This window comes from Achromobacter insolitus, from assembly GCF_002209555.1.
Classification (GTDB): domain Bacteria; phylum Pseudomonadota; class Gammaproteobacteria; order Burkholderiales; family Burkholderiaceae_B; genus Achromobacter; species Achromobacter insolitus.
The window spans coordinates 30,640-46,767 of sequence record NZ_NJIF01000014.1 but is presented as its reverse complement, the minus strand read 5'-3'; the positions used below and the strand labels follow the sequence as shown (position 1 = coordinate 46,767).

The window sequence follows — 16,128 nt, the reverse complement described above, 5'->3', positions numbered from 1 at the left end:
CAGGACAGACCACCATGAACACGACGCTACCCTCCTCGTCCCGCCGTCGCGACGGGCCGCCACTGTCGGCGCGCGCCAAGCGCTGGCTGTACCTGATCCATCGCTGGGCAGGAATAGTGCTGTGCCTGTTCTTCGCCATGTGGTTCATCTCCGGCGTGGTGATGATGTACGTGGGCTATCCCAAGCTCACGCCGCAGGAGCGCCTGGCGCACCTGCCCGCGCTGGATTCCGCGGCGATCACCGTCACGCCCGCGCAGGCGCTGGCCGCGGCAGGCGCCCAGGACTCCGCCGGCATGATCCTGGCCGCCGCCCGCGGCGGCGCGCCGGTCTACCTGGTGCCGGGCGAGGCTCGCCGCGCTCCAAAGGTGGTGGACGCCGCCAGCGGCGTCCTGCTCCCTTCGGCCGATGCCGCGACCGCGCTGGCTACCGCGCGCGCCTGGTCCGGCGGCCAATACACCGCCCGCTACCAGGACACGGTGGAGGAAGACGCCTACACCCATTCGCGCGCGCTCGGCCCCGACCGGCCGCTGCACCGGGTGGACCTGGACGATCCCGCGCAGACGCGGCTCTACATCTCGTCCGCCACGGGCATGGTGGTGCTGGACGCCACGCGCGCCGAACGCGTGTGGAACTATGCGGGCGCCTGGATCCACTGGCTGTATCCCTTCCGCGGCAACGCGCTGGACGGCTGGTGGCACGACATCGTGGTATGGCTGTCGGTGGCGGGCGTGCTGCTGGCGCTGACGGGCACGGTGGTCGGGATCCTGCGCTGGCGCTTCTCGCGGCCCTACGCCAGCGGCAGCCGCTCGCCCTATCGCGAGAACATGATGCGCTGGCACCACCTCAGCGGCCTGCTGTTTGCCGCCATCACGATCACCTGGATCTTCAGCGGGCTGATGTCGATGAACCCCTGGAAGGTCTTCGCAAGCGGCGCGCCGCCCTTGGCCCAGGCAGCTTATGCAGGCAAGCCCGGGACGACGCTGGCCCCGCCCCGGGACTTGATCGCGGCCTTGCCCGCCCCGCCACGCGAATTGCGCTGGGCTCGTGCCGACGGCCATGACGTGGTGCTGGCGCGCAGCGCGGCGGGCGCGCCCGGGGTGTTGTCCGCCCGCGATGCCCGCCCTCATGCCTACGACCCGGCAGCGCTGCGCGCCGCCGCGGCCCGCCTGGTTCCCGGCGCGCGGCTCGCCAGGATCGAAACACTGGACGCCTACGACTTTTATTACTACGCCCGCGATGAGCATGCGATGCTGGGCCATGTCGAAAAGCCCTTGCCGGCATGGCGGCTGATCTATGACGACCCGCACTCGACCTGGGTCTACCTGGATCCCCGCACCGGACAGATCCTGAGCCGGCAGGACAGCGGATCGCGCGCCAGCCGCTGGCTGTTCGCCTTCCTGCACAGTTGGGACTGGACCGGACTGCTGTCGCGCCGCCCGCTATGGGACGCCCTGCTCGTGTTCCTGAGCCTGGGAGGCGCGGCGCTCAGCCTGACCGGCGCGGTGATAGGCTGGCGGCGGCTGGGCAGGAAGCTGCGCGCCTGAACCGCCGGCGCGGATGCACTATGCTCACAGCCTTGCATGACGATCTACCGGAAAGAGGAGCTTCCATGTCCGACGTAACCATCTACCACAACCCCAAGTGCGGCACGTCCCGCAATACCCTGGCGATGATCCGCAACGCCGGCATCGAACCCGAGGTCGTGCTGTACCTGGAAACGCCGCCCTCGCGTGCCACCCTGAAGGCGCTGTTCAAGAAAGCGGGCATCAGCGTGCGCGACGCCTTGCGCGAGAAGGGCACGCCCTACCAGGAACTGGGGCTGGACGACGCGTCCCTCACGGACGAGGCGCTACTGGATGCGATCGAGCAGCATCCCATCCTGCTGAACCGTCCCTTTGTCTCCACGCCCCTGGGCGCGCGCCTGTGCCGCCCGTCGGAGCTGGTGCTGGACATCCTGCCGGCCCCGCAGCAAGGCGCGTTCAGCAAGGAAGATGGCGAAGCCGTGATCGACGCGCAAGGCAAACGCATCCAGAAGTAAAAGAGCGCGCGCCGGCGCCTTTTGTAAGCGGACTGACGGCTGGGGTCATTACCATCGCGGCAATTGCTTTATTACGCGGTGATGACAAGCCATGAATTCCCTGGAAAGCCTCAACCAGTCCCTTTTTCTGCTGATCAACGCTGATCCGGCCACCCCGGTCTGGCGCATTCACGCCGCCATGCTGGTGGCCAACCGCTTGATCCTGCTCGTGCCGGCGGTGCTGGCCGCCCTGTGGCTGTGGGGCGGCCGGCCGCAGCGCGATCTGGCGCTCAAAGCGCTGGCCAGCATCGCCGTGGCGCTCTTCGCCAGCTATCTGTGCGGCGCGCTGTGGCCACATGCCCGGCCCTTCGTTCTGGGCCTGGGACAGGCGTTCTTCCCGCACAAGGCGACATCGTCGTTCCCCAGTAACCACACCATCATCATCGCCACATTCGCGTTCGCGTTGGTGTTCGACCGGCGCTGGGCGGGCTGGGGCTGGCTGGCGCTGGCCACCTCCGCCATCGTCGGCGCCTCCCGGGTCTACCTGGGCGTGCACTTTCCCATGGATATCCTGGGCGGACTCCTGCTGGCGCCCCTGGCCGCGGCCCTGACCGCCACGGCATGGCGCCGTTGCGGCGAGCCCCTGACTGGCATGGCCCAGGGCCTGTACCGCAAGATACTGGCCCTGCCCATCGCGCGCGGCTGGATCCGCGCCTGACCGCGCGGCGCTCAGTTGATCGCGACCTTGGCGTCCTTGACCAGCTTGGCGTAGTTTTCGGTGTCGGCGCCGATGCGCGCCTTCATCTCGGCCGGAGTATCTCCGATCGGCACCGCGCCGATCTCCGCCATCCGCCGCGAGAAGTCGGGCGAATGGATGATCTTCACCATCTCTGCGTTCAGGCGCTGCACGACGTCCTTGGGCGTGGCCGCGGGCGCCAGCACGCCGAACCAGGTTCCCATGTTGAAGGGCTTGAGGCCGGCCTCCTCCATCGTTGGCACGTCCGGCAGCGCGGCCGAGCGTTGATTGGTGGTGACGGCCAACGCGCGCAGCTTGCCGCTCTGGATATGGGCCAGCACCGGCGTCACGGTATCGAACGACATGTCGATCTGCCCGCCCAGCAGGTCGGTGGTCAATGGGCCGCTACCCTTGTAGGGCACGTGCAATAGCTGCACATGCCCTTCTTTTTCGAACTGCGCGCCGATCAGGTGCTGGCCCGTGCCCATGCCGTTCGAGCCATAGGTCAGCTTGCCCGGCGCGGCCTGCGCCAGTTTCAGCAACGACTTCACGTCCTGGGCCGGCAGCTTGGGATTGACCACCAGCACATTGGGCACCAGCGCCACCGTGGTCACGGGCGCGAAATCCTTCTGGAAGTCGTAATGCAGGCTCTTGTAGACACTGGTGGCGATGGTATGGTGCACGGCGCCCATCAGCAGCGTGTAACCGTCAGGCGCCGCCTTGGCCACGTAGTCCGCGCCCAGCGTCGAGCCCGCGCCCGGCTTGTTTTCAACCACCACCGGCTGGCCCAGGCTCTTCGCCAGTTCTTGCCCCAGCGCCCGCGCCAGCACGTCGGTGGTGCCGCCCGCCGGAAACGGCACCACCAGGTTCACCGGCCGCGCGGGATAGGTCTGCGCCAACGCGCCGCCGGCGAAGGACAGGCCCAGCAGGCCGGCAACTGCCAGTACGCGCGCGGATGTTGTTCTCTTGTGCATGCTTGTCTCCTCGGTACGAATGGAATTCGCTTCTTGTCGTCGAGCCCGCCGCAGGCCGGGAGTCTGTGCCCCGGTCCTGCCACGCGCCTGCTTCGCCTAGGCGGCCTTGGCTCTCGCCGAAGCCGCCAGCTTCGCGCACACCGCCGCCGTCACCTGTTCCGTCGTGGCGTTGCCGCCCAAGTCCCTGGTGTGCAGCGAGGGATCGGCCGTCACGCTTTCGATGGCCTGCATGAGGCGCGCGGCGGCCTGGGTCTCACCCAGATGCTCCAGCAGCATGACCACCGACCAGAACGTACCCACCGGGTTCGCCAGTCCTTTGCCCATGATGTCGAAGGCGGATCCGTGGATGGGCTCGAACATGGACGGATAGCGGCGTTCGGGATCGATGTTTCCCGTGGGCGCAATGCCCAGGCTGCCAGCCAGGGCGGCCGCCAGGTCGCTCAGGATATCGGCGTGCAGATTGGTGGCGACGATGGTGTCCAGGGTCGCGGGACGGTTGACCATCCGGGCGGTAGCCGCATCGACCAGTTCCTTGTCCCAGGTAACGTCCGGGAACTCGCGGCTGACCTCCAGGGCGATCTCGTCCCACATCACCATGGCATGGCGCTGCGCATTCGACTTGGTCACTACCGTGAGCAGCTTGCGCGGGCGGGATTGCGCCAGCTTGAAGGCAAAGCGCAGGATGCGCTCCACGCCGGCCCGGGTCATCATGGACACGTCCGTCGCGGCTTCCAGCGGATGCCCCTGGTGCACCCGGCCACCCACGCCGGAGTACTCGCCTTCCGAGTTCTCGCGCACGATGACCCAGTCCAGCTGGCCCGGCGCGCAACGCTTGAGCGGCGCGTCGATGCCCGGCAGGATGCGCGTGGGACGCACGTTGGCGTACTGATCGAAGCCCTGGCAGATCTTCAGCCGCAGGCCCCACAGCGTAATATGGTCGGGAATGTCCGGATCCCCCGCGGAACCGAACAGGATGGCATCCTTGCCGCGCAGCGCGTCCAGGCCGTCGGCCGGCATCATTACGCCATGCCTGCGGTAATAGTCGCCGCCCCAATCGAAATCCTCGAACTCGAAGCTCAGGCCGCCGTCCCGCGCCAGCTCCTGCATGATGCGCTGTCCTGCGGGGATCACTTCCTTGCCGATGCCGTCGCCAGGAATGGTTGCGATGCGATAGGTCTTCATGTGCCGACTGGCTCCTTGCTGATGAAAGTCTGTCGGCACTGTACTGACGCCCCCAAGCCGCGGGCGCAATGGAATTCAAAACATTTTTTACCTGGAGTTGAAGGTGGCGCATCCTGGCGCTACGCCGGCCGAGCATGAAAAACAGCGCCCGCATGGGGCGCTGTTTCAGGTCGCGGCCATGAACCGGCCGCAGGCGCGCGCTGGGATCAGCAGCGGCCGATGTTCAAGTCGGAGATCAGGTTGTTGAAGTTCTGGCGCAGGCTGTTGGCGTCGTCTTCGATGGTGGGACGCATCATCTTGAACGCGCCGGTGCGCGCCGCATCTTCCTTATAGCGGCCATTATTGGTGTGCTCCAGGATCTTGCGGCCGGAGGCCAGGAAGCCGTTGACGTTCATCATCATGCCCGTGCAGCCCTTGGGATCGGCTTCGCGCGTCTTCTTGTCAAAGCCCAGCGCCATTTCGTTCATCTTGTCCAGTTGCTGCTTGAACGCCTCCTGGTCGGCGCCCAGGCCCTTGCCGTCGAACACGCCCGACGCCTTGTCCATCGTGGCCTTGCCGTAATAGACCATGCCCGCGCGGTAGTAGGCGACCGTGTCCTTCTTGGCCTTCTCGAAGGCTTCCTTGGTGTTGGCCGTGTCCTTGATGGAGATGCCGCGATAGAAGCCGTTTTCCGCCTTCACGACCTCCGTCAGCGCCGCCACGTAGGCCGGGCTTTTCTCGCGCGCCAACGCGCCGTTGTCCGACAGGAAGGTCTTGGCGGCCGAATAGTTCTGCAGTTCGTTGCTCAGCGGCGCCAGCTTGCCCAGCGCATCCGAGAACTCCTTGGCCGGCGCGTCGATCTCGGCGATGGGCGTGGTCATCGCCAGCGCGCGGTCGAGTTTCTCTTTGGTGCGCAGGATCGCCGTGTCATTGCTGATGACGAAGTCCTTGAGCGGCTTGTCGCTCTTGAGCGCCGGGACGGCATAGGTTTCGTAGCGGTCCAGCGCCTGCTCGAAAGTGGTGGAGATGCTGTTGGCGGTATCGACGTACTGGTTGTACTTGACGATCTCGGCCTGGGCCGTGGTCGGCTCGGGCGCCTTCGCTTCCTTCTTGGCGCTATCGTCGCCGCACGCGGCGAGCGCCAGCGTGAAGGCCAGAACTGCGGACATGCGCAAGGGGCGCGGCATAAACATCTTTATTTCCTGTTGCGGGTTGCTCTGAAGGGGACGCATGATATGCCCTTCAGTTGCTTAACACGCTACAAAGTCATACTGCGCTGTCACAAGAGTTTTCAAGCCATCTCTGCTCGTGATCCAGCAGCCAACGCTTGCGATGCAAGCCGCCGCCGTAGCCGGTCAAGGACGCGTCCGCGCCCACGACCCGGTGGCAAGGCACGACGATGCCTATGGGATTCGCGCCATTGGCCATGCCCACGGCCCGCACCGCGGCGGGACGCGCGATGCGGTTCGCCAGCGTGCCATAGCTGATCGGCTGGCCGCCCGAGATGCCTCGCAAGGCCCGCCACACTTCGCGCTGGAAATCGGTGCCGCCGGTGGCTACGTCGAGGGTATCGATAGCGCGCACATCGCCATCGAAGTAATCCAGCAGCGCTCGCCGCGCGGGCGAGGACCGGCTCGCGTCGCGCAGTTCGACCTGCCGGCCGCGGTACTGCCTGCGCAGCAGCAGGTGCATGCGCGGCTCGAAATCCTCCCAGTCGACCGCCCGCAATCGCTGCTGCTCGTCGCTCAAGACCAGCATCAGCCCGAGGGGCGTGGGAACGCGTTCAAGAAAGAATGCCTGGGTTCGGGCGGACATGGGGAAAAGCTCCAGGGGATGTGATCGACGCCAGCAATATAGGCGGGGAAGCTGGCCTGGCGCTGGCGGTTTTCGGACAGGAATGCCGCATCCACAACACTGTCCGAAAACCGCTAGATCCGACGCCCGCCGCAGCGGTAGCATCACCCCATGGAACTGAACCACGACGCCTGCTACAGCGCCATCCAGGTGCGCGACGCCCGTTACGACGGCCGCTTCTTCACCGCCGTGAAGACCACGCGCATCTATTGCCGGCCGGTCTGCCCAGCCCGCACGCCGCTATCCAAGAACGTGACGTTCTACACCACCGCCGCGGCGGCGCAGGAGGCGGGCTATCACCCCTGCCTGCGTTGCCGGCCCGAGACCGCGCCGGAAGTGGGCCCGGGACACGAACTGCCCGACAGCGTAACCCGCGCGCTGCAGCTGATCGAGCTGGGCGCGCTGGACGAGGACGGCGTCGACGGACTGGCGCAGCGCCTGGGGGTGGGCGAACGCCAGCTGCGACGCCAGTTCCGCCAGCACCTGGGGGCCTCGCCCGTGGCCGTGGCCCAGACCCGGCGCGTGCTGCTGGCCAAGCAACTGATCCACGAAACCCGGCTGCCGATGGCGGAGATCGCCTTCGCATCGGGTTTTGGCAGCATCCGCCGCTTCAATGAAATTTTCCACGACCTGTTCGCCCGCGCCCCTGGCGAGCTGCGTCGCACTGGAAAGCCTGACGTGTCCGCAGCGCAGGAAGGCGAAATCAAACTGCTATTGCGCTACCGCCCGCCCTACGACTGGACGGCCATGCTGGACTTCCTGCGGTTGCGCGCGATTCCCGGCATCGAGCAGGTCACGGACGGCTGTTATGCGCGCACGGTCCTGCTGGACGGTCATCAGGGCACGATAACGGTCCGCCCGGCGCGCGGCGATGCGCTGGAGGCCACGGTCCGCTTTCCGCGCTTGCAGGCGCTGCCGGCCATCATCGCGCGCCTGCGCCGCGTATTCGACCTGGCCAGCGATCCGGTCGCCATTGCCGCGCAGTTTTCCAGCGATCCCGTCATGACCGAACTGATCCGGGCCCGGCCCGGCCTTCGCGTGCCTGGCGCATGGGACGGCTTCGAGCTGGCCATGCGCGCCGTGCTGGGGCAGCAGATCACGGTGGCGGCGGCCATCCGCCTGGCCGGCAAGCTGGTGGCGGCGCACGGCGCGCCCATGGCAAGCCCGGAAGGTCCGTTGACGCATGTGTTTCCCCTGCCCGAGGCCGTGGCTGCTGCCGAACTGGCGTCGCTGGGCATGCCTCGCAGCCGCGCCGCGACCCTCTCCGCGGTCGCCGCGGCCGCGGTCGCGGACAAGCATCTGTTCGACGCCGCCGGCGGTCTGGAGGACGCGGTGCGGCGCCTGCGCGCGATACGGGGCATCGGCGAATGGACGGCTCAGTACATTGCCCTGCGGCAATTGCGTGAGCCGGATGCGTTTCCTTGCGCGGACATCGGCTTGATACGCGCGCTGGAGCGGCTGGAATCGCGCGCCTACACGCCTGCGCAATTGCTGGCACGCGCCGAAACGTGGCGGCCCTGGCGCGCCTACGCCGCCCAGCATCTCTGGACGGCCTGAGCTACGCGGCCCTTACCACTGGCCTTCCTCACCCCGCTGGAAATAGGCGACCAGGAAATCCACGAACACCCGCACCTTGGCCGACAGGTGGTGGCGCTCCGGAAACACCGCATAGATGTCGGCCTGCGGCAAGGCATAGTCCTCCAGCACGCGCACCAGGCGTCCGCTGCGCAGATAGCGGGCCAGGTCCCATTCGGCGCGCTGCAGGATACCCAGGCCCGCCAGTCCCCAGGTCAGCGTCACTTCGCCGTCATTGCTGCTGAGGTTGCCTCGCACCTTGACGGTTTCGCTGCGTTGCCCTTTGGTAAAGCGCCATAGCCCGTACGTGGCTTCGTTCTGGCGCAGCACGATGCACTGGTGCCGCGTCAGGTCGTGCGGCGTGGCGGGAATTCCATGGATTTTGAGATAGCCCGGCGATGCGCAGACCAGGCGCCGGTTGGGCGCGATCTTGCGGGCGATCAGGCGGGTGTCGGGCAGGTCGCCGAAGCGCACTGCCACATCGAACGCGTCCTGCACGAAGTCGGCGGGGCTGTCCGTCAGCTGCAGTTGCAACGAAACTTCGGGATACTTCTGCGCGAATTCCGCGATGGCCGGCGCGATATAGCTGCGGCCGAAGCCCAATGGCGCATTGACCTTGAGCAGGCCGCGCGGGCTGTCCTGGCGGCTGGCGATGAGCTGGTCCAGGTCTTCGATTTCGCCCAGGATGCGGCGGGCGTTTTCCAGGTAGACCTCGCCTTCCGCCGTCAGGCTCAAGCGCCGTGTGCTGCGGTTGACCAATCGAACGCCCAGCCGCGCCTCGATCTGGGCCAGCCGCTTGCTGACCGCGGCCGGGGTGACGCCCAGTTCGCGCGCGGCCGCTGACATGCCGCCGGCGCGCACCAGTTCCACAACCAGCTGCAACTCATTGGAATGTCCCATGGCCCCCTCGAGATCCGCTGGGTGCCAGGCACCTTGGCGCGGAGCCGCTCAGTCGCGGAAGTTCTCGAACTGCAGGGGCAGGTCGACGTCGGTCTTCTTGAGCAGGGCGATGGCGGTCTGCAGGTCGTCGCGCTTTTTTCCGCTGATGCGCAGCTTGTCGCCGTTGATCTGCGACTCCACCTTGAGCTTCGCGTTTTTGATGGCGGCGATGAGCTTCTTGGCCACCGGTTGTTCGATGCCCTGCTTGATGGTGATCTTCTGGCGGGCGCCGCCCAGGTTTTCAAGCGGATCGGCCACGTCCAGGCAGCGCACGTCTATGCCGCGCGCCGACAGGCGACCGCGCAGGATGTCCAGCATCTGCTTAAGCTGGAACGCGCTGGAGGCGACCTGGGTCACGACAAAGCCTTCCAGCTCGAACTTGGCGTCCGAACCCTTGAAATCGAAGCGGGTGGCCAGTTCGCGGTTGGCCTGGTCGACAGCGTTGGAGAGTTCGTGTTTGTCGACTTCGGAGACGACGTCAAAAGTAGGCATGACACGGGGTCCTGTAATGGATGGGAAAAATGCTTATCGACGCCATTTTACCGACCCCGCGCCCAGCGTCACGTCGTCACCACCAGCAACCGGTCCGGCCGCAGCGGATGCGCGATGACCTGCGCGTCGATCCCGTAGGCCAGATACAGATTGGCGGGTGTGAGGACCTGCTCAGGGGTGCCCGCAGCAATGGCGCGGCCCGCGCACAGCAGCAGCAGGCGGTCACACCAGCGGGCGGCCAGGTTCATGTCGTGCAGGATCACCAGTACGCCCGTATCGCCAGCATGGGCCATTTCAGCCGCGACCCGCAACAGGTCGCCCTGATGCTTGGGATCGAGGCTGGCGGTGGGCTCGTCCAGCAGCAGGTAGCGCGGCTCGCCCGGCGCGCGCGCCGCCTTGCATTGCACCAGCACCCGCGCGAATTGCACGCGCTGTTGCTCGCCGCCCGACAGTTCGGGATAACGCCGCGCCCGCAGATGGAATACATCGGCCCAGCCCAGCGCCTGGTCCACCAGCGCATCCACCTCGACTGGCGACAGCTCCGGAAAGGGATAGGCGCCCATCGCCACTACCTCGCGCACATCCAGGTCGAAGGTCAGGCCGGGCTTTTGCGGCAGCACGGCGCGCTGCCGCGCCTGCTGCCGGTGCGGCAACCGCGCCAGCGCCGCGCCGTCCAGCCGCAGTTCGCCGGCATCGGCTGCCAGTTCGGCGGACAGTGCGCCCAGCAGCGTGGACTTGCCCGCGCCATTGGCGCCCAACAACCCCACGACTTCGCCGGGCCGCAGGGCGAGCGACACGCGGTCCAGGATGCGGTTGCCGCCGCGCGTCAGTATCAGGTCGTCGGCTGCCAGCATCACCCATGCCTCCGGCCGCGCGCGAGCAGCCACAGGAAGAACGGCCCGCCCACCAGGCTCGTGACCAGTCCGATGGGCAGTTCGGCCGGCACCACCGCGACGCGCGACAGCCAGTCCGCCAGGACCAGCGCCAGCGCCCCGCCCAACACGCACGCCGGCAACAGCCAGCGGTGATTCGCCCCCAACGTCATGCGCACCAGATGCGGCACCACCAGGCCCACGAACGCGATTCCGCCCGTCGCGGCCACCAGCGGGCCTATCATCAGCGCGCAAGCCAGGACCAGCTGGGCGCGCACGCGCTTAAGCGCATAGCCCAGGTGCTGGGCCTCGCGTTCGCCCAGCAACAAGGCATTCATGACCCGCCACTGCCCCATCAGCCACAACGACATCAGCAGCACCCACGGCCCAAGGAACGCCAGCAGCGTCCAGCTCGCGCCCGCCAGGCTGCCCATGCTCCAGAAAGTCAGGTCGCGCAACTGGGCGTCGTTGGCCACGAAGGTGAACAGGCCGATCAGGGAGCCCGCCACCGCGTTGATCGCGATGCCCGCCAGCAACAGCCCCGCCACCCCGGGCACCCTGCGGCCCAGCGCGTAGGCGCAAAAGGTGGCCAGCAGGCTGCCGGCGAAAGCCGCGGGCGCCAATATCCAGAACCCGCCCGACGTCAGGACGATGGCCCCCACCGCCCCCAGCGCGCCGCCCGCGGAAATGCCGATCAGGCCGGGTTCGGCCAGGGGGTTGCGGAACAGCGCCTGCATGGAGGCGCCCGAGACCGCCAGCGCCGCGCCGGCCACCAGCGCGAACAGCACCCGCGGCAGGCGGATGTCGATCAGTACGTTGCGCCAGAGTTCATTGCCTGGAACCGGCTGCCCCCATAGCAGCGCAGGCAGTTCGCCCAGCGGAATGCGCACCGCGCCGCTGCTGCTGGCGGCCAACGCGGCAACTGCGAGGGCCGCGCCCAACAGCAGCAAGGCCAGCGGCGCGGCCGTGCGGCCCGCGCTAGCGCGCCATGACACCGGCAGCCTCCCGCTTGAGTTCCGTGAGCGCCTGGGGCAGCCGCGGCCCCATGCCCAGCAGCAGCAGGTCGTCCATGACGATCACCCGCTTTTGGGCGGCGGCGGGCGTGGAGGCCAGGCCCGGCAAGGCCAGCAGCTTGTCCAGGCCGCCCGAGGCTTCCAGCGACGTCTTGGTCACGACGATCACATCGGGCGCCAGCGCGCTGACGGCTTCGGCGGACAAAGGCTTGTAACCCTGCTGGTCCTTCAGCACGTTGACCAGGCCCGCCATCGACATCACTTCATTGGCAGCCGTGCCGCGCCCCGCGCCTTGCATGGCACCAGTGCGGTTGAGCAGCAGGATGGCGCGGGCATTCGTGACTGGAATGGCCTCCACGGCCTTGAGCTCGCGCGCGATGCGCTCCACCAGGCGTTCGCCCGCGGGCGCCACGTCCAGCGCCTCGGCAATGTTGCGGATGCGTGCCTTGAGCGAATCGACCGAAGGCGAATCCGGCACCGTCACCACGCGCACGCCGACATCGCCCAGGCGCTTGAGGGCGTCAGGAGGCCCCGCCTGTTCGGAGGCCAGCACCAGGTCTGGCTTGAGCGCCAGCACGCCTTCAACAGGCACCGAGCGGTAGTAGCCCACGCGCGGCAGCCGGGTCGCCGCGTCGGGGTACAGGCTGGAAAGATCGTCTCCCACCAGGCGCGCGCCCTGCTCCAGCTGGTAGACGATCTCGGTCACGCTGCCCCCCAGCGTCACCACCCTTTCGGGCGGCGCCGCCTGGGCAGCGCCCGCCAGCGTCCATCCGATAGCCACTGCCAACCATTTCTTCATCGCATCGTCCTCAGGCGGCCAGCGGCACGCTGCACAGGCTGGCCATCAGTTCGCGCCATTGCGCCAGCTCCGGCTTGCCCGGCTTGCGCTCGCCGAAGAACTGCGCAATCAGGTCGCCCGTGGAGGAATACAGCTCCAGCGACGTGACCCAGCCATCGGACGTGGGCTTGTTCACTACCCAGGCCGAAGCGATGGCAGTGGTATCCAGGTGCAGGTTGAACTTCGGATCCAGCACGTTGTACCAGGGACCGGTGCGGCGCAACTGCTGCACGGGGCCGGTGTGGATCTGGATCATGCCGCGGTTGCCCACGAAGCACATGATCGACAGCCCCGATCGGGCGGCCGATTCCAGCATGCGTTCGACGGATTCGGCAGGCACCGGCTGCGCCAGGTCTTCGCCCGCGGCGGCCAGGGCGGCCAGGCGCGACACCTTGAATTTGCGCAGCAGGGGGAAGAACTCGTGCGTATCCTGCATTCCCAGCCAGGCTTCGCGCCAGAGTGCGCTGTCCTCGACCTTGTCAGCGTCGGCCGCAGGTGCGTAGGGCTGGGTTTCGGGCCACCGCGCCTCTCCCGCGAACTTGGCTACCAGGGCGTCGTAGGCGGCCGTGTCGGTGGCCTCGGTGCGGTAGACCTTGTGCACCGCCACGCCCGCGCCATCGAAGAACTGCAGACTGTGGCGGCCATCCTGCTCGACCGCCCAGGCCGACTTCCATGCCGTGAAAAAGACCCGCAGGTCGATGTCCGGGCCCAATACCAGGCCTACCGGACCCTCGGCCTGGATGTCCTCGTACACGCCATGGCGTTCGTGCACACACCAGTCGTTGCGGGTCAACGCCATGACGTGCCCCAGCGTGCCCAGCTCGCGGAAGATCTCCTGCGGCGTGCCGTGCAGGGCCGTGGCTTTCAGGCCGCTGCATTCGGCAGCCACCCATTCGGCTTCGGACACGCCGAGCGCCTGGGCCAGGTTGCGGGCGCGCAACTTGGGTTGCGTAGCGGCCAGGGCATCGTTGCGGGCGCGCAGTTCCTGGGCGCGGGACGTGAAATCGTTGTTGCTCATCGTGGGCCCTCCGGCCGTTGCTAAAGTTCGCGTGGACCGCCGCCGCCCCGGCATGAGCCGGACCGGCGGCGGGTCTGGATCAATACTGGTATGTCAGTGAGACGCGCAGACTGCGCCCCGGTTCCGTGTACCAATCGACCGGACGCGGAATCGCTATCGCGCCGGCGGTCGGCACATTGATGGCCTCCCAATACTTCTTGTCGAACAGGTTGAACACGCCTGCCTGCACTTGCAGCCCCTTTACGGCGGCCGGGCGCCAATAGCCCATCAGGTCCACCACGCCGTAGCCCGGGGCCTGGAAATCCGCATTGGGGGCCGTGGCGCTGGCATCCGGGTATTCGACCTTGTTGCGCTTCAGCGCGGTGGTCAGCAGCGCATCCACGCCCCACACGTCGCGGCTGTAGCCCACGCCCAGCACCGCCTTCAGCGGCGCCACCGAGTTCAGGTACTGCCCCGTGCCTTCGTCCTTGCCCACTGCCCACGCCAGCGACCCCCAGGTCCGCCAGCCAGGCGAAAACTTCCAGTGCGCGCTGGCCTCCGCGCCGTAGATGCGCACCTTGGCGCGGTTGACGTTGCCCGTCACGCCCAGCGGATACTGGCCCGTCCAGCCCGGTTGCCACTGCGGCGAAGACGCGTTGAGCGGCACGTCGCCATCGATGAAGTTCTGATAGCGGTTGTCGAACAACGATACCGCGCCGCCCAGGGAATCGGAACCGATCTTGGCCCCCAGTTCCCAGCCCTTGCTGGTTTCGGGCTTCAGGTATGGGTTGCCCACGCGCAGGTAGGTGCCCGGGCCGCCATAGTTGGTATAGAGCTGGGTCGGGCTGGGCGCCTTGAAGCCGTAGGCGTACTGCGCATAGAGGCTGAGTTCGTCCGCGGCCTTCCACGTCGCCAGCAGCTTGGGCGAAAAGCGGCTGCCGCTATTGGTCGGCGGCAACGGCCCCGCGTTCGGGTTGCTTTCGTAGCCGGGCGTGGACTGCGGCTTCTGTTCGTAGTGGTCGTAACGCAGCGCCGGCATGATGGTGTAGCGGCCATCGGCGAAGCTGAATTCGTCCTGCACCCACAGGGCCCATTGGTTGCCCTTGGACTGCGGTACGTCGGCCTGGTTGGTGTGCAGCATGTCGCAAGCGCGCGGGCCCATCGGCGCCCGTGTGCCCGGGGGAATCACCGGGCAATTGTCGTAGCCGCTGGAGTACTGCTCGGTCTTGTTGCCGTACCACTCCCCGCCCACGGTCCACAGTTGCGACACCGTTGCGCCCGTCAGGCGCTTGGTAATTTCGGCATTGGCGCCGAACATGGTCTGCCGGATGGAGTTGCTACGGCCATAAGGCCCGCTGGGATAGCCGTAACGGAACGGATCGCCCGGTATGGCGTAGGCACGGGAATCCACGCTGCGCACGCCGCTCAGCGAGCTGTCCAGCTGCAGGCGCTGCCAGTAAATGACCGCGCTGGCCATGTCGATCAGGCTGTCTGCGTCTGGCGCCTTGTACGAATAATCGAAGGACACGCGCTCGCGCTCGGTTTCCTTGCGGGTGCTGTTTTCGCCGTAGAGATAGCTGGTGCCGGCACCCTGTTCGAACATGCTGTCGATGTCCGCGTTGCGCTTGAAGTACTCGCCCGTCAGGCCAAAACGGTGGCCGCCTTCGACGCGTTGCTGCAGCTTGAGCAGGAAACTGCGCTGATCGTAGTCTTCCGGACTGGGCTCGCTGCGCTTGGACCCATAACCGCCCACGTCACCGCGGTTGTCCAGGGCATGGCCATTGCGCACGCCGGCCTGCACCAGCCAGAACGTATTGCTGTGGATCTGGCCGGCCAGCGCCGCGTTGGCGCCCCAGCTGGAATCGGCCGTGTCGTAGTCGGTCTTGGCCAGCGCGCCGAAGGTCTTGCCATCGGTCAGCAGGTCCGACGGTTGCAGCGTGTACAGGTCGGCAATGCCGGAAATCGCGCCCGAGCCGCCGCCGCTGGCGTCCGCCCCGCGCACAATGTCCAGCCGCGACAGGCTGTTGAAATCCACCGCTTCCAGGCCGCCCTTCAGACCGCGCGCGCCGTCGTCCAGCCACGGCAAGCGGATGCCGTCCACGCGCGTCAGCACGCGGTCCTGGTCCAGGCCGCGGATGTTGATGCTGTTGGTCGTGCGGTTAAAGCTCACGCCCGGTTCAGCGCGTTTACCCAAGTCGCTCCAGTTCCTGACTTGCAGCTCATCCAGACGCTTGCGGTCGGTGCTGGTTTGCCACGCCGGCGTGACCACCGCGCCCTCTCCTTCCACCTGGACGGGCGCCAACTGCGTAACGTCCGGGGCCGTCACTGCATGCAGCACGTAGACCCGCGGGCTGCGCTCCTGCACGCCCAGGCCGCTGCCCGCCAGCAATCGCGCGAATCCCTCATGCACGGAGTAGGTCCCCTGGAGTCCCGCCGTGCGGCGCTGCCCCACCAGCGCCGCATCGAACAGCACCGTCACGCCCGCGCTGTCGGCAAAGCGCGGCAACGCCTCGGCCAACGTGCCCGCCGGGATGCGGTAGCCGCGGGCCTGCGCCTGCTCCGCAGGCTGCGCCCAGGCGCCGCTTGCGGGCAGCAGGGCGGCAGGCAGGGCGGCCAGCATCAGCGCGGCATGCACGGCGGCGGCAAGGCGGGTCATTCGG

15 protein-coding genes are annotated in these 16,128 nt (G+C 67.3%); 4 read left to right on the top strand and 11 right to left on the bottom strand.

What is annotated here, in order from left to right; all coding sequences use genetic code 11:
* Window positions 1–14 precede the first annotated feature (14 nt).
* From CEY08_RS27895 to CEY08_RS27885, 3 genes are all read left to right on the top strand, one after another.
* Entirely contained in the window at window positions 15–1,544 is a 1,530-nt protein-coding gene (locus tag CEY08_RS27895; RefSeq protein WP_076815173.1) for a PepSY-associated TM helix domain-containing protein, read from the top strand.
* 65 nt (window positions 1,545–1,609) lie between these two features.
* Window positions 1,610–2,038: an arsenate reductase (glutaredoxin) gene (gene arsC / locus CEY08_RS27890; protein WP_063962234.1), complete on the top strand. Its 429-nt coding sequence runs from the start codon at window positions 1,610–1,612 to the stop codon at window positions 2,036–2,038.
* Between the two features lie 91 nt (window positions 2,039–2,129).
* A complete protein-coding gene (locus CEY08_RS27885) occupies window positions 2,130–2,735 on the top strand; it encodes a phosphatase PAP2 family protein (protein WP_063962233.1) in 606 nt (201 codons plus the stop codon).
* 11 nt (window positions 2,736–2,746) lie between these two features.
* Here CEY08_RS27885 and CEY08_RS27880 read toward each other — a convergent pair whose 3' ends face one another.
* From CEY08_RS27880 to ogt, 4 genes are all read right to left on the bottom strand, one after another.
* On the bottom strand, window positions 2,747–3,727 hold the full coding sequence (locus CEY08_RS27880) for a Bug family tripartite tricarboxylate transporter substrate binding protein (RefSeq protein ID WP_076815175.1): 981 nt from the start codon (window positions 3,725–3,727) through the stop codon (window positions 2,747–2,749).
* Window positions 3,728–3,823: 96 nt separating this feature from the next.
* A complete protein-coding gene (locus tag CEY08_RS27875; protein WP_042794871.1) occupies window positions 3,824–4,909 on the bottom strand; it encodes a tartrate dehydrogenase in 1,086 nt (361 codons plus the stop codon).
* A gap of 206 nt (window positions 4,910–5,115) precedes the next feature.
* Window positions 5,116–6,081 (bottom strand): DUF3829 domain-containing protein, encoded by a 966-nt coding sequence (locus CEY08_RS27870; protein WP_042794872.1) that lies wholly within the window; start codon window positions 6,079–6,081, stop codon window positions 5,116–5,118.
* Between the two features lie 73 nt (window positions 6,082–6,154).
* Window positions 6,155–6,703 (bottom strand): methylated-DNA--[protein]-cysteine S-methyltransferase, encoded by a 549-nt coding sequence (gene ogt, locus CEY08_RS27865; RefSeq protein ID WP_076815177.1) that lies wholly within the window; start codon window positions 6,701–6,703, stop codon window positions 6,155–6,157.
* A gap of 150 nt (window positions 6,704–6,853) precedes the next feature.
* Here ogt and CEY08_RS27860 point away from each other — a divergent pair, with 150 nt between their 5' ends.
* The gene (locus CEY08_RS27860) at window positions 6,854–8,299 is read left to right on the top strand and encodes an AlkA N-terminal domain-containing protein (RefSeq protein ID WP_076815179.1); all 1,446 of its coding nucleotides are present in this window, start codon (window positions 6,854–6,856) and stop codon (window positions 8,297–8,299) included.
* Window positions 8,300–8,311: 12 nt separating this feature from the next.
* Here CEY08_RS27860 and CEY08_RS27855 read toward each other — a convergent pair whose 3' ends face one another.
* The 7 genes from CEY08_RS27855 to CEY08_RS27825 all read right to left on the bottom strand — a co-directional run bounded on the left by CEY08_RS27855 (window position 8,312) and on the right by CEY08_RS27825 (window position 16,124).
* Entirely contained in the window at window positions 8,312–9,217 is a 906-nt protein-coding gene (locus CEY08_RS27855) for a LysR family transcriptional regulator (protein WP_042794874.1), read from the bottom strand.
* Between the two features lie 48 nt (window positions 9,218–9,265).
* Window positions 9,266–9,748: a YajQ family cyclic di-GMP-binding protein gene (locus tag CEY08_RS27850; RefSeq protein ID WP_042794875.1), complete on the bottom strand. Its 483-nt coding sequence runs from the start codon at window positions 9,746–9,748 to the stop codon at window positions 9,266–9,268.
* 68 nt (window positions 9,749–9,816) lie between these two features.
* Window positions 9,817–10,605: a heme ABC transporter ATP-binding protein gene (locus tag CEY08_RS27845; RefSeq protein WP_042794876.1), complete on the bottom strand. Its 789-nt coding sequence runs from the start codon at window positions 10,603–10,605 to the stop codon at window positions 9,817–9,819.
* Window positions 10,602–11,576, bottom strand: a complete 975-nt coding sequence (locus CEY08_RS27840; RefSeq protein WP_232033865.1) for a FecCD family ABC transporter permease — start codon at window positions 11,574–11,576, stop codon at window positions 10,602–10,604. Before CEY08_RS27840 ends, CEY08_RS27845 begins: the two co-directional genes overlap by 4 nt.
* Window positions 11,577–11,598: 22 nt before the next feature.
* Window positions 11,599–12,432: a heme/hemin ABC transporter substrate-binding protein gene (locus CEY08_RS27835; protein ID WP_076815183.1), complete on the bottom strand. Its 834-nt coding sequence runs from the start codon at window positions 12,430–12,432 to the stop codon at window positions 11,599–11,601.
* Between the two features lie 10 nt (window positions 12,433–12,442).
* Window positions 12,443–13,489: a hemin-degrading factor gene (locus CEY08_RS27830; RefSeq protein WP_076815185.1), complete on the bottom strand. Its 1,047-nt coding sequence runs from the start codon at window positions 13,487–13,489 to the stop codon at window positions 12,443–12,445.
* A gap of 79 nt (window positions 13,490–13,568) precedes the next feature.
* Window positions 13,569–16,124, bottom strand: coding sequence for a TonB-dependent receptor (locus CEY08_RS27825; protein WP_232033804.1), 2,556 nt, complete (start codon window positions 16,122–16,124; stop codon window positions 13,569–13,571).
* Window positions 16,125–16,128: the final 4 nt, after the last annotated feature.